The organism is Bartonella heixiaziensis, assembly GCF_046245125.2.
GTDB lineage: Bacteria > Pseudomonadota > Alphaproteobacteria > Rhizobiales > Rhizobiaceae > Bartonella > Bartonella heixiaziensis.
Genome location: NZ_CP176404.1, coordinates 831571 through 845821 on the forward strand (window position 1 = coordinate 831571; position 14251 = coordinate 845821).

At 37.2% G+C, this 14251-nt stretch carries 9 protein-coding genes; 4 read left to right on the forward strand and 5 right to left on the reverse strand.

Going from position 1 to position 14251, the window contains the following annotated elements:
- Positions 1–146: 146 nt before the first annotated feature.
- A complete protein-coding gene (locus ACKC4Y_RS03675) occupies positions 147–1292 on the reverse strand; it encodes a cysteine desulfurase family protein (protein ID WP_409362013.1) in 1146 nt (381 codons plus the stop codon).
- Between the two features lie 181 nt (positions 1293–1473).
- On the opposite strand from ACKC4Y_RS03675, the gene ACKC4Y_RS03680 reads away from it, so the two are divergent.
- From ACKC4Y_RS03680 to ACKC4Y_RS03690, 3 genes are all read left to right on the forward strand, one after another.
- On the forward strand, positions 1474–2154 hold the full coding sequence (locus ACKC4Y_RS03680) for an alpha/beta hydrolase (RefSeq protein WP_409362014.1): 681 nt from the start codon (positions 1474–1476) through the stop codon (positions 2152–2154).
- Positions 2155–2447: 293 nt separating this feature from the next.
- A complete protein-coding gene (tyrS, locus tag ACKC4Y_RS03685) occupies positions 2448–3701 on the forward strand; it encodes a tyrosine--tRNA ligase (protein WP_409362015.1) in 1254 nt (417 codons plus the stop codon).
- A gap of 251 nt (positions 3702–3952) precedes the next feature.
- Positions 3953–4435: a peroxiredoxin gene (locus ACKC4Y_RS03690; protein WP_409362016.1), complete on the forward strand. Its 483-nt coding sequence runs from the start codon at positions 3953–3955 to the stop codon at positions 4433–4435.
- Between the two features lie 145 nt (positions 4436–4580).
- Here ACKC4Y_RS03690 and prfB read toward each other — a convergent pair.
- The 3 genes from prfB to ACKC4Y_RS03705 form a co-directional block, all read right to left on the reverse strand.
- A protein-coding gene (gene prfB, locus ACKC4Y_RS03695) for a peptide chain release factor 2 (protein ID WP_409362017.1) occupies positions 4581–5709 on the reverse strand; the annotation gives its coding sequence in 2 pieces (ribosomal slippage) (positions 4581–5639 and positions 5641–5709; 1128 coding nt in all).
- A gap of 184 nt (positions 5710–5893) precedes the next feature.
- Entirely contained in the window at positions 5894–8359 is a 2466-nt protein-coding gene (locus ACKC4Y_RS03700) for a penicillin-binding protein 1A (RefSeq protein ID WP_409362018.1), read from the reverse strand.
- 160 nt (positions 8360–8519) lie between these two features.
- Positions 8520–9749 carry an N-acetylmuramoyl-L-alanine amidase gene (locus tag ACKC4Y_RS03705; RefSeq protein WP_409362019.1) on the reverse strand — a complete coding sequence of 410 codons (1230 nt, stop codon included), beginning with the start codon at positions 9747–9749 and terminating at the stop codon, positions 8520–8522.
- A 595-nt stretch (positions 9750–10344) separates the two neighbouring features.
- Here ACKC4Y_RS03705 and ACKC4Y_RS03710 point away from each other — a divergent pair.
- A complete protein-coding gene (locus tag ACKC4Y_RS03710; RefSeq protein WP_409362020.1) occupies positions 10345–12966 on the forward strand; it encodes an Rne/Rng family ribonuclease in 2622 nt (873 codons plus the stop codon).
- 87 nt (positions 12967–13053) lie between these two features.
- Here the strand turns inward: ACKC4Y_RS03710 and ACKC4Y_RS03715 are convergent, their stop codons facing one another.
- Positions 13054–13668 carry an invasion associated locus B family protein gene (locus ACKC4Y_RS03715; protein ID WP_409362021.1) on the reverse strand — a complete coding sequence of 205 codons (615 nt, stop codon included), beginning with the start codon at positions 13666–13668 and terminating at the stop codon, positions 13054–13056.
- Positions 13669–14251 lie beyond the last annotated feature (583 nt).

Consider the following 14251-nt stretch of genomic DNA (forward strand, 5'->3'; position numbering starts at 1 on the left):
GGCGTCAAGAACCGGTGATTAAAACTCTTGTTTTCTTCGCAAAATTAAAGCAAGCAACTTGTTCCTTAGACTATAGATAAAACAGGAGAATTTCAATCAAGCTTCTTTTATTTTAAAAACAGTGCTAAGTTATTTAATAATAAACTTTACTTTTTGCTCTTATTGACGATTCGGGAAAAAGCCAATAAAAAATCATCAATATCGTCAGACGTTGTGCACCGTCCTGTTGAAATGCGAATTGCACCATTTGGAACATGATACCCCATTGCCTCCAAGACACTGCTTTGTTTTACTTTTCCCGAAAAACAAGCAGAACCTACTGAAACAGAAAATCCTGCCAAATCAAAACCAATTTGCATAGTTTCAGCTTTTATATTTTGCACAGTAAAATAAGTGGTGTTTGGCAAACGTTGAACTTTTTTGCCAAAAATTTCAACCTCACTACTCATTTGTTGTATCCCATTTTCTAGTTCATTGCGTAAATACATTAACTTTTTTATTTCTTCTTGAGTAAAGCAATCAGTCATTGCTGCTCCAAAAGCAGCAATAAGCGGCAACGCTTCTGTTCCTCCACGCAACCCTTTTTCTTGTCCCCCTCCAACAATAAGAGGATGAGGCATGAGAAGGTTCCCTCTTGAAACAAAAGCACCAATCCCTTTAGGTCCACCAATCTTATGCGCAGACAGTATAAAAAAATCTCCCCCCATTTGATTAACATCAACAAAATTTTTGTCTACATATTGTGTCAAATCAACAATAAGAGTGCCACCAGCATCACGAACAATAGTAGCTATTTCTTTTATTTGTTGGATAACACCAGTTTCACTATTCGCAGCTTGAATGGCAACAAGAGGTAGTCCTTGTGTATAATCATGGGTCGTTAAGAGAGATATTAATTTATCTTGTTGAATGAGACCATCCCGATCAACAGCAATTTTGCTCATTAATTCTTTAGAAAAACGCCCCCCTTCCGCAACAGATGGATGCTCAGTAGCTCCAATGTAAAGATGAGAAAATCGAACCTCAGAACTTCCCATCTTATAAAAAGGGGTTAATAAAGTCATCGCGGCTTCACTCGCACCAGATGTAAATACAACATGATCTGGATCTGTATTGAGCCTTTCTGCAATTTGCCGACGCGCTTTTTGCAATAAAGCTTTAGCAGCACGGCCTTCTGCATGAACCGATGATGGATTCCCAAATATCTCTAAAGACTCTAGTAATGCTATCCGCGCCATTTTTGTGAGTGGCGTTGTCGCATTGTGATCAAAATACCGGCGTTTTACAATCATTTTACATCACAATCATTAATCTAATAAACTGATTAAAAAAAATAGCGCAATTTTCTTGAAAAATGCACCCAAAACAGAATATCTAACGGTTCATTAAAATGAAATGATCATATAGAATAGTCGAATAACGGAAAACAGCCAAGGCCAATGAGAGCCTTTTATAGCATTTAAGGAGCATTTAATGCCAGAAATTATTTTTAACGGTCCCGCAGGTCGTCTTGAAGGACGTTATCAACCTTCACAACAGAAAAATGCACCAATTGCGATTATTTTGCATCCACATCCCCAATTTGGTGGAACAATGAACAATAAAATTGTTTACGATCTCTTTTATATGTTCCAACAACGTGGTTTTACTACATTGCGTTTTAACTTTCGTGGTATTGGCCGCAGCCAAGGCGAATTTGATTATGGAATAGGAGAACTTTCAGATGCTGCTGCTGCACTCGATTGGGTGCAAACACAGAATCCCGATTCTAAAAATTGCTGGGTAGCTGGATATTCATTTGGTGCTTGGATTGGTATGCAACTTTTAATGCGCCGACCTGAAATTGAGGGTTTTATATCCGTTGCTCCTCAACCTAATATTTATGACTTTTCATTTCTTGCTCCTTGCCCTTCCTCTGGGCTTATAATTCACGGTGATATTGATAAGGTCGCTCCTCCAAAAGATGTTCAAATACTCGTAGATAAATTGAAAACGCAAAAAGGCATCACCATCACACAAGAAATATTAGAGGGTGCTAACCATTTTTTTAGCGGGTGCACTCAGGAGCTTATTGAAAGATGTGCACAATATTTGGATAATCATATTACAAGTGAATTCCTAGCTCCTCCACCTGAAATATTATCACTTACTTAAAAATGCTGGAAATTTATAAAAAAGAAAAAAACATTTTGATGACAGATATGTAGCTTATTTTTCAGTATTTTTATAGGTTTCCTTCATCCTACTTACTTTTTAAAGATAAAAAACATGTCTGACTTATATCAATGGAAACCGTTTTTCTCTAAAGTATAAAGGCAAGAGAGCCTCTTTGTTACCTTTTAGTTTAAGTGTTGTTCGTTCACTTGTGAAATATGCTTCATTTATGGTAGAGAGAATGTTAACCATCCAATGTAAACAAATGCAACATTATTCAGGAAACAAAATCCGTGCCTGCTTTTAAATCTGATTTTTTACACATTATGAGTGAACGTGGTTTTATCCACCAAATTTCGGATGAAAAAGGCTTAGATAATCTTTTTTCAAAAGAAGTTGTATGCGCCTATATTGGATTTGATCCGACAGCGTCGAGTCTGCACGCTGGAAGTCTTCTTCAAATTATGATGCTTTATTGGTTGCAAGAAACCGGTCATCGCCCTATTGCTTTGATGGGGGGAGGAACAGGATTAATCGGTGATCCTTCCTTCAAAGATGAAGCACGACGCCTTCTGACACAAGATGATATTTCTGCAAATATCGCTGGTATTAAGAAGGTATTTGCGAACTATTTAAAATTCGGTGATAAAGAAACCGATGCATGCATTGTCAATAATGCTGAATGGTTGTGTGATTTAAACTATTTAGAATTTTTGCGTGATGTAGGAAAACATTTTTCCGTCAACCGTATGTTGTCATTTGATTCTGTCAGACTTAGACTTGAGCGTGAACATTCTTTATCGTTCCTAGAATTTAATTATATGATTCTGCAAGCTTATGATTTTGTTGAACTTTATAAGCGCTATGATCTACGTATGCAAATGGGTGGCTCTGATCAATGGGGCAACATTATCAATGGAATCGAGTTAGGACATCGCTTAGGAACAGCACAGTTATATGCATTAACTTCACCATTGCTTACAACGTCTTCCGGTGCAAAAATGGGTAAGTCATTAAATGGCGCTGTATGGCTTAATGCGGATCTGCTTTCGCCTTATCAATTCTGGCAATATTGGCGTAATACAGAAGATGCTGATGTGACACGATTTTTAAAGCTTTATACAACATTGCCAATGGATGAGATTCTCAAACTTTCTACATTGCAAGGAACTGAAATTAACGAAGCAAAGAAAATTCTTGCAACAGAAATTACAGCAATGTTACACGGACGCGATTTTGCGAATGCAGCAGCAGAAACAGCTCGTAAAACTTTTGAAGAAAAAACACACGGAGAAAACCTTCCAACTATTGGAATTAACGCTACAGAATTAAAAACTGGTACTGGACTGTTGGCACTTCTGGTACAGGCAGGACTTGCCAAATCAAACAGTGAGGCGCGTCGACATATTCATGGAGGTGGTGTGCGCATCAACGATCAAATTGTTGAAGACGAAAAGCACCTTATTTTCGAAAAAGATCTCAACGCAGCAGGAATGATTAAACTTTCTTTCGGTAAGAAAAAGCATGTTTTAATGAAACCGCTATAATATCTATTGATGATTTTTTCTCATTCTATAATTTTTTATATCCATTTGATGCGCAATAGTTTGTGTTTCTTATGCTTAGTTTTGTTTTCTCAATTCAATCCTTCTGACATAATGGGGGATTGTATGATGGATAAATGCAAGATAATTATAATTTTAGGAAATTGAAGGGGTATTTCTATGATTTATTATCATTCTCAGTTATTATATGTATTTCTATACGCAATGCTTACGCAAAAAAGAAAGACACAACAATGAAACAACAGATGAAAGGCTCTCCTGCTCCTGATTTTGATTTACCACGTGATGGTGGAAGTAGGTTGCGTCTTTCTGACTTTCTAGGAAAACCAATCGTTTTATATTTTTATCCGAAAGATGATACCAGTGGATGCACGAGTGAAGCGATTGATTTTACGCGGCTGAAAACAAAATTTGAAGAAATTGAGGTGGTTGTTATTGGGGTATCTCCAGATAATGTTAATAAACATGATAAATTCAAAATGAAACATGGACTTGATATTATTCTTGTTTCTGATGAAGAAAAAACGACCCTTCAAGCTTATGGTGTTTGGGTTGAAAAAAGTATGTATGGGCGTAAGTATATGGGGGTTGAACGAAGCACTTTTCTGATTGATTCAACTGGAACAATAGCAGAAGAATGGCGTAAAGTTAGCGTATCTGGACATGCTGAAAATGTTTTAGCTGCTGCTACACTTTTACATCGTAATAGCTTATAAATTTAGTAATGCGATGCGTTTAGAAAAAGCGAAAGTCGCCCTCATCATTGGTTCTATTTTGCCAACTGTTGAATCTTTGTGTAACTAGACAAAAATTAACAAACTAAAAAATAAATCTGCACAACTTGAGAAATATTGTATATGATCAATCAATATCTTCAATTTCTTGATCTTTTCCGTAAACTCGTCGGGCAAGAGCTGCCTCTATAAATGCATCTAAGTTGCCATTAAGTACGGATTGCGGATCAGTGTTTTCAACTCCTGTACGTAAATCTTTGACAAGCTGATAGGGTTGAAGAACATAGGATCGAATTTGATGCCCCCATCCGATTTCTGTTTTAGATGCTTCAACAGCATTCGTTTCTTCTTCTCTTTTTTTAAGCTCTTCTTCATAAAGTCGTGCACGCAACATAGACCAAGCAGTTGCTCGATTTTTATGTTGAGAACGCTCTGTTTGACATTGGACAACAATACCTGTTTTTATATGTGTGATGCGAACTGCAGAATCTGTTGTATTAACATGTTGCCCTCCCGCTCCTGACGCACGATATGTATCAATACGAACATCTGCCTCTGAAACATCAACTTCAATATTATCATCAATGACTGGATAAATCCAAATGCTTGCGAAAGAAGTATGGCGCTTCGCATTTGAATCAAACGGTGAGATACGTACCAAACGATGAACACCTGATTCTGTTTTCAACATACCATAAGCGTTATGCCCTTTTACAAGAATAGTCGCTGACTTTATTCCTGCTTCTTCTCCATCATGAATTTCTAATAGCTCAACCTTCATTTTATGCTGTTCAGCCCAACGTGTATACATGCGCAAAAGCATAGAAGCCCAATCTTGGCTTTCCGTACCTCCTGCACCAGCATGAACTTCTAGATAAGTATCATTCGGATCTGCTTCTCCTGAAAGGAGTACATCAATTTGCTTTTTATCTATCTCGTTCTTAAGATTACGTATTGAATTTTCTGCATCCGTGATGATTTCAATATCACTCTCCTCTTCACCCATCGCGATTAACTCAATGCAGTCTTCAAGTATTTTTGTAAATGACCGAAGACTATTGATTGAATCATCAAGGCGCTGACGCTCACGCATCATATCTTGCGCTTGTTGTGCATTATCCCAAAGTGTTGGATCTTCTGCTTTTTGATTGAGATATTCGAGACGTTTTAGTGATTGATCCCAGTCAAAGATGCCCCCTTAGCAACTTAATTGCTTTTTGGATTTCATCAACTAATGTTTCTATTTCTGCTCGCATAATTTAACACCGTAGCTTTATTTTTTACATTTTTTTAGGTTACGCTTTTGGGCATTTTATACAAATATAATAGTTGTAAAAACAGCTTACACAGCCTTATTCACTACTCTTTAGAGTAGCTACACTGTGAAAAAATAGATAAAATTTCACTCCGCCACTTATCTCAAAAGAGATTCTTATTGATTTAATACAGCCCACCAGTACCACTTTCAAGAGCCTTGTTGACCTGCGGGGAAGTTGTTCCTGAAGGAACACCTTCTTGAAAAGAATCCATACTACCGATTACCTGATATATATCAGCAGGTCCAGTTCCTGGTTTAAATGCCTCTATAATGACATCATGATCCCCTCTTTCCGCAAGCATGCCTGTCTTACGATTAATCGGCATTAAAACCATTCCCTCTGGCATTTTAAATGGCACATCTGGTTTTCCTTTTAGAGCTTCTGCCATAAACTCACCAAAAATAGGTGCAGCCAATGAACTTCCTGTCCCGTTATAGCCTAATGGTGCTGGTTGATCGTAACCAACAAAAATACCAACGACAAGATCAGGAGTGAACCCCATAAACCATACATCTTTAGAATCATTAGTGGTTCCTGTTTTTGCAGCGATATGTCGATTGAGAAAACGTAAACGTGCAGCTGTACCACGCTGAACAACTCCCTCCATCATTGATGTAATCTGATAAGCCGTCATAGGATCAAGAACTTGATCCCGCTCATCAATCAAGGTGGGCTCACTTTGATTATCCCACGCCTGAGCGTGACAATTTTCACAGAGACGGTCATCATGACGGTAAATCGTTTTTCCATAACGATCTTGAATTCTGTCTATCAAAGAAGGGTTAATAGAGCGCCCTCCATTAGCGATAACTGAATAAGCTGTAACCATTCGTAAAACTGTTGTTTCGCCAGCTCCTAAAGCCATGGGAAGATAAGGTTGCAATTTATCTACAACACCAAAACGCTCTGCATATTCAGCTATAAGAGGCATTCCCATATCATAAGCAAGTCGTATTGTCATAAGATTGCGAGAGTGTTCAATGCCATAACGCAGTGTTGAAGGCCCTGCAAATGTACCACCATAATTTTTAGGTTGCCAAATCTCACCATTATATTGACGAATTTCGATAGGGCCATCTAGAACAACTGATGCTGGTGTATATCCATTATCGAGCGCCGCTGCATATACAAAAGGCTTGAAAGCAGAACCAGGTTGACGATATGCTTGTGTTGCACGATTAAACTCAGATGCCGCAAAAGAAAATCCACCCACCATCGCAAGAACACGCCCCGTATGAGGTTCCATAGCAACAACCGCACCTTCAACCTTTGGGATTTGTTGTAAACGATAAATGTTGTTTGCATTTGATACTTTTTCAACAAAAATGACATCTCCAACTTGCAGGACATGAGATAAATTCTGAACAACTCTTCGATATCCATTTTCTTTTACAACATTTAATGCCCACTTTGAATCAGCTTCAGATAAAACGGCTGTTTCCCGTTTTGTTGATAATAAACCTGAAGCTTCACGCTTTGGCTGTAACCCAATCTCTACTTTATTTGCGTTAGTAGAAAGAACTACAGCTAAACGCCATTCAGGAACATCGCTTAACCCTGTGATATTTGCAAGTTCTGTGCCCCAATCATCACTCTTATCAATATGGTTATAAGCTCCGCGCCATCCTTGCGAATGATCAAATTTAATTAATCCATTGTGCAAAGCACGTCGAGCGAGCAGTTGCAAATGCGGATCAAGTGTTGTACGAATTGAAAGTCCACCTTCGTAAAGTGTTTTCGCTCCATAACGATTCATTAAACGACGACGCACTTCTTCAGTAAAATAATCAGCAGCAAAAACATAGCTATCACTACCGCGTATTGTCGCTCCTAAAGGCTTCGCTTTAGCTTTTTCACCTTGTTCATGCGTTACATACCCATTTGCAATCATCCGATCTATAACCCAATTGCGCCGATTAATAGCGCGTTGTGTATTTTTGAATGGGTCATAATTTGCCGGACCTTTCGGAAGAGCAGCTAAATAAGCACACTGCTCTAAAGTAAGATCATTGACAGATTTATTGAAATAAGTCAAAGAAGCTGCTGCAATACCGTAAGTGCCACGTCCGAGATAAATTTCATTGAGATAAAGTTCGAGAATATGGTCTTTCGAATAGGTCTTCTCAATACGCATTGCCAAAATAGCTTCCTTTAATTTACGTTCTAATGTTGTCTCAGAACTTAAAAGGAAGTTTTTAGCGACTTGTTGTGTAATAGTTGAAGCTCCTTCTGGACGTTTTCCGGAACCAATATTACGGATATTATTGATCAAAGCTCTAGAAAGCCCTTCCGGATCTAAACCGAAATGGTGATAAAAATTCTTGTCTTCGGCTGAAATAAAAGCGTCTTTAAGAAGCTTTGGTATTGACTGAATTGGTAAATAGAGGCGGTGTTTTGTTGCAAACTCCGCCATAAGACTACCATCAGCAGCATGAACGCGCGTCATCACAGGCGGTTCATAGAGCGAAAGAACTTCATAATCAGGAAGTGCACCCATCTGCTCCTTTGCTACCACCCCCTGTATCACTGCTCCTACAACCCCAAGAGCAAGAACAAAACGAAAAAGGTATCTAAAAAAAGTTATCATCGAAATGGTTAACGCTTCCTTTTGCTTCTTTCAGAATTGGCTACAACAGTATGTCTCCTCACTAACACGAGGCAGATATCACCACAAGACTGAGATAAAGAAAAAATTGTTTTCTATCCTTTACCTAAAGTTTACGTTGATACTATATTTTCCCACAATTTTAAAGAGGCTGCGTAATTTTCTGCCTATACTCAGCAAATTGACGAATAGAATGAGCAATAGAAGCAGCCATTTGTTTCCTCCATTGGGGACTACTTAATAATTTTTCATCTTCTTTATTCGATAAATAACCTATCTCTATCAAAACAGAAGGGATATCTGGAGCTTTTAAAACTTGAAAATCAGCATAGCGATGAGGGTTATTTATCACATTGATGTTATTCTTTGATAAATTAGCTATAACACTATTAGCAAAATTAACCGAAAATGTATGTGTTTCACGGCGGGTCAAATCAATCAGAATATCTGTAATTTCAAGCGATTCTTCTGCGGGTAAACCATCAAGCAAATCAACCTTGTTTTCACTTTCAGCTAAAGATTTTGCAATTACATCAGATGCCTTGTCCGATATAGTATAGACTGTAGCACCACGAAGAGAATGCACATCAATGGTATCTGCATGAATGGATATAAAAAGATCAGCACCAAATTCCTGTGCTTTTTTAACTCTTTCGCTTAATCTTAAAAAAATATCAGAATCGCGTGTTAATCTAACGATGGTATGAGAATCTTTTTTTAATTCATCTCGTAGTACATGTGCAAAGGCTAGTGTTACATCTTTTTCTAAAATTCCACTCCCCCCCCGCGCGCCACCATCAATCCCACCATGCCCAGGATCAAGAACAACACGAAAATCACGTATTAGACTTACCTGTGTCTTTTTACTGGAAATAGCTTTTTGTTGTTTTTTTAATACCTCATCAAACTTTTTTTGTGTGCTTCGAGTAATATCAATCAGGAGTTGCCACAGACCATTCTCTAATTTTTGTATTGTACTTTTTTCAACAACAAAAGCAATTTTGCTTGTCAAAATAATGCGTGAAGTCCGTATATCAGAGAAACCATAACGCACGCCTGATAACATACTTGATAATGTATTTTGTTTCTTAAAAGGCGTATTTTGTGCTGAAAAATCAACTGCAGGTAAATTAACAACCAAACGTGCGGGGCTATCCAAAATCTGCAAACGAACATTTGGTTCAGCATTAAAGACCGCAATAATACGTGTGCGTGTACTATCACCAATGGTTCGCAAATCGACAAGCTTTAGGGAATCGGAAGCTTGGATATGTGTTTGGAATACTAAAAAAAATAATGAATAATATATGAAGTATAAAATAACATTCCAATAGGCAGCCTTCAGCGTTTTGGTAAAAAACCCTTTTATCATAAGCAAAATACTCTACTCTACATTAACAACATCTCATCTCAATCGTATAAAAGTAATACAATGAATTTATGCTCTATTTTTCAATAAATGCTGAATTTTTCAAGTATAACAAAAAAAAACGAAATTAAGGCAATAAGGACATTATAATGGCATACATCGATATTGTTACTTGCCAAAAGCATGATATCAACATAAAAGAATACTCACGCTTCCTAAACAATAATGGCCGTCTAATTTATTTATAGTCCATATTAAGTTGTCTTTAGAAGGTCTGTTGTATGTTACACGTAAAGGCTTTTATGGATAAAAAATCTTTATGTCATAGAGCTAGGATTGCGTTATTTAAGATTCGCTGGTTCGGATATCCGAACTATTTTAAAGATTGTTTTGCCGGAGACTTACAAAATTATGAGTCATACAAAACAGATGGAGATGATAATGAGAAATGCTGTAAGTGCAATCATGCATCTACACGCAGTGCCCCATTCTGTTTTACTGGTATCCCCCTTTTATGGCAGACAGCCCTTTATGTTTACGAATAACCATACTGTTCGTTTGAATAAAGTTGCGTATGTCGCCTTCAGGATTTTAACTTATGTCAAACAAAATGCTTATAGATGCCTCCCACCCAGAGGAAACACGTGTTGTTGTTGTTCACGGCAACAAAATTGAAGAACTTGATTTTGAGTCAGAACATAAAAAGCAGCTTAAGGGCAATATTTATCTAGCGCGTATTACCCGTGTAGAACCGTCTCTTCAAGCAGCTTTTGTCGAATATGGTGGTAATCGCCATGGTTTTTTGACATTTTCTGAAATTCATCCTGATTATTATCAAATTCCTATCGCTGATCGCCTCGCTCTTCTTGAAGAAGAGGAAAAGGCTGCTGTAGGAGAAAATCATGCTGATGCTCTCATTGAAGAAACAAACAAAAATAAAAAACGCTCCAGAAAAACAAAAAATGAGAAAAACAGCATCATGGCAGCAGATGTTGAAAACGATATCACATCCGCTGCAATAACAACTGATGATGCAGAAGAAGCATTTACAAATGTTTCTCACGATGAAATCGAAATGGTTGGTGCAGAAGATGCACGCGAAGAACTCCCCACCTATCAGCGTAAACAAGGACGTCAATATAAAATTCAAGAAGTGATTAAACGACGTCAAATTTTATTGGTGCAAGTCATCAAGGAAGAGCGTGGCAATAAGGGGGCCGCACTCACAACGTATTTATCCCTAGCGGGTCGTTATTCCGTTTTAATGCCTAATACAGCACGCGGTGGTGGTATTTCACGAAAAATTACCAATGTACAAGATCGCAAACGCCTTAAAGAAATTGTAAAAGAATTAGCCGTTCCAAAGGGTATGGGCGTTATTCTGCGAACTGCTGGAGCAAATAGAACAAAAGCTGAGATTAAGCGCGATTATGAATATCTCACGCGATTATGGGATACGGTTCGCACTTTGACACTTAAATCTACAGCACCATGCCTTGTTCATGAAGAAAGCAATCTCATAAAGCGTTCTATACGGGACCTTTATAATAAGAATATCAATGAAATTCTTGTTTCTGGTGACCAAGGATATCGTGAAGCAAAAGACTTCATGCGTATGCTTATGCCAAGTCATGCAAAAGTTGTGCAACCTTATCGCGATCCTATCCCTATTTTCGCACGAAATAATATCGAAATTCAACTTGATAAAATGTTGCACCCGCAAGTTTCTTTAAAATCTGGTGGTTATCTTGTTATTAATCAAACAGAAGCGCTTGTTGCTATTGATGTAAATTCTGGCCGATCCACTAAAGAACTCTCTGTCGAAAAAACAGCATTGCAAACCAATCTTGAGGCAGCAGAGGAAATAGCACGTCAATTACGCTTACGTGATCTCGCTGGTCTGATTGTGATTGATTTCATCGATATGCTTGAAGATCGCAATATTAGGATGGTTGAAAAAAAGTTGAAAGATTGCTTAAAAAGTGATCGTGCTCGTATTCAAGTTGGCCATATTTCACATTTCGGCCTTCTGGAAATGAGTCGTCAACGTATTCGTGTATCAGTTTTAGAAAGTACAACACAACCCTGCCCGCATTGCGCTGGAACAGGAAATATACGATCTGAATCATCAATTGCTTTACATGTCATGCGTTCAATTGAAGAATATCTTCTGCATAATCCGCAACATAATATTACTGTGCGTACACCCGTAACAACGGCACTTTACGTATTAAATCATAAACGTAATATTCTGGTTAATCTAGAAGCGCGCTTTAAGCTTAATATTAGTATTGAAGCAGATGATAGCATTGGAACGCAACATCTCATTATTTCTAAGGGTACAATAGCTGAGGCAGTTTCTCAGCCTCCATTGTTTTTTGAAGAAGATAGTAAAGAAGAAATTGAAGATACGATCTTAATAGAGAGCGAACCTATAGAAGATAAAACATCCGTTGAAACAAACCAGAAACGTCGACGTAAAAATCGTCAAAGTGAGATTGATGGTAATTCTCTCTCCACTGTTCATAAAAAAGACGATATGTCAAATGATGATTTCCGTCGTCGGGGACGTCGTCGGGGACGTCGTGGCGGTCGCCGTAATCAGGATAGTAATTTTTATCAACTTCGTACTCCTTATGCAGAGCCAGTGGGAGATTTTGCCAAGCAGGCCTTAGTAGAAATTAAAGCAGAACACCGTAAACGCCGTGTTCAAGCCGCTAAGCCTGTAGAATTTGAGGAAGTAAAAACCGATACACAATCCTCAACTATACAACATGATGAAGCTATAAAAGTTGATATGGTTGCTAAACCTAAAAAGCGTAGAGCGCGTTCTTCAAAAACAATACAAAATCAGCAAATCCTTGAAAATGATCAGAGTGTAGAAACACCAAAACCTGTTGAAGAAAAATCTACAACCAGTTCGATAGATAAAGTGAAAACAAAAAAACTGGATAAATCCACTGATAAAGAAGAAGAAAAAGCTTCTCCAAGTGGTAAAAAGTCAACACGTAAAACACGCCAAAAATCACCCTCTAAAGAAGCAACACAAAAACAAGAATTATCAGAGAAAAAAACTGTAATAGACAAAGTTATCGAGTCAGCTCCCTCAAAAATTGAGGAGACGGATAACCAACCCGTTGTTATATCATCAATACCTGACGATACTCCAAAAACACAGCGTATTGGTTGGTGGAAACGCAAAACTCTTTCTAAAAGTTAAGATAAAAAAAACCGCCACATATTTTGTGACGGTTTAAATAAGAAAGACATAGAAAAAGCTTCAAAAATGCTCTTCCATGTCTCGTATTTATTGTTTTTGCTTAGCTTTTTCTTGCTCAGCCCGCATACGATCTTCAATCTCTTTTTGCTTTGATTGAATAGCTTGTTGCAATTTTATTTGCTCTTGTTGAAAATCTTTTTCCTCTATACCGGGGCCTGTGTATGCAGCTGTAAATCCATTAAGAGAAAATTCAATAGGATTAGCTGAACCACGGAAATTAATTGTGGTTACAACCATTTTTGAGCCACTTTTCATAGCAGCAATGAGCTTATCATCTAAGACATCATTGGCAATACAACTTGGCCCATTACAAATAATATAAGGAACTTTTTTAGAAAAATCCTCTCCAATTTGGATATGGATCCCTTCTGGCAAAAAACGACCTGTAGGCACCTGAATACCTATACGTCTCTCATTTTGTTTCCCTTTTATTTCAACAAGATTAAAAGCCGTCAAAGGTTGTCCAGTATTTGATACAACAGTGTTCATTGTATTACAAATATCAACATCATGCTGCTTACTGCAAACCTTGTACCAGCCTTGAGATAAAGTTTGTGCATTCGCAGGAATATGGGTGGTAAGAAAAAGGGAAACGGCCCCAGCTAATACTGAAACAGCCAAATAGACATTTTTATGCGACATGATTAAGTTAATCCTTTCAACGCGCTTTTACAATAACCCCAACATGAGGAATATTACATATAATTTTTAAAGTATCTTAAATTAAATCAATGAAACGACACCTCTTTTATGCCTCTTACTTCAATACAAAGAGAAAAGTCAAATTTCGAGAAAGAAAGCTACCAAAAGCTAATTAAACCTTATACACTCATGTGCAGCATCCCCCTTTTATACATTGGCTTTTTATGAAATTTATACATAAGATACCTAATGCAATGGAATAAGATAAGATTACATAAACAAAACAATATTGCAATATGATTAAAGTAAACTTCTGTATAATTCTTTAACTCTTATTATTTTAAACTTTTCTTTATATTTATAAATTCTTCTTTTAATTTTTATAGCTCTGATAATTGGTATAGAAATGCATGAAATTCCAACATTTTTGGATAATTTTTATTATTTTCTTTATGGAGCTTTTTTATTAGAATTAGATCACTCAGTTTCAAGCTTAAACGGTTTTTGTTTATGTATAATCCTATCATATCTTATTTTTATAACCATATCTTGCAAAACAATTAAGTAATAATATTATAATTAT

Excerpts from the sequence above, each read along its gene's own strand:
- ACKC4Y_RS03700 (WP_409362018.1), bottom strand. The coding sequence starts at position 8,359 with ATGATAACTTTTTTTAGATACCTTTTTCGTTTTGTTCTTGCTCTTGGG.
- ACKC4Y_RS03710 (WP_409362020.1), top strand. The coding sequence starts at position 10,345 with ATGTCAAACAAAATGCTTATAGATGCCTCCCACCCAGAGGAAACACGT.
- ACKC4Y_RS03680 (WP_409362014.1), top strand. The coding sequence starts at position 1,474 with ATGCCAGAAATTATTTTTAACGGTCCCGCAGGTCGTCTTGAAGGACGT.
- ACKC4Y_RS03690 (WP_409362016.1), top strand. The coding sequence starts at position 3,953 with ATGAAACAACAGATGAAAGGCTCTCCTGCTCCTGATTTTGATTTACCA.
- ACKC4Y_RS03675 (WP_409362013.1), bottom strand. The coding sequence starts at position 1,292 with ATGATTGTAAAACGCCGGTATTTTGATCACAATGCGACAACGCCACTC.
- ACKC4Y_RS03705 (WP_409362019.1), bottom strand. The coding sequence starts at position 9,749 with ATGATAAAAGGGTTTTTTACCAAAACGCTGAAGGCTGCCTATTGGAAT.
- ACKC4Y_RS03715 (WP_409362021.1), bottom strand. The coding sequence starts at position 13,668 with ATGTCGCATAAAAATGTCTATTTGGCTGTTTCAGTATTAGCTGGGGCC.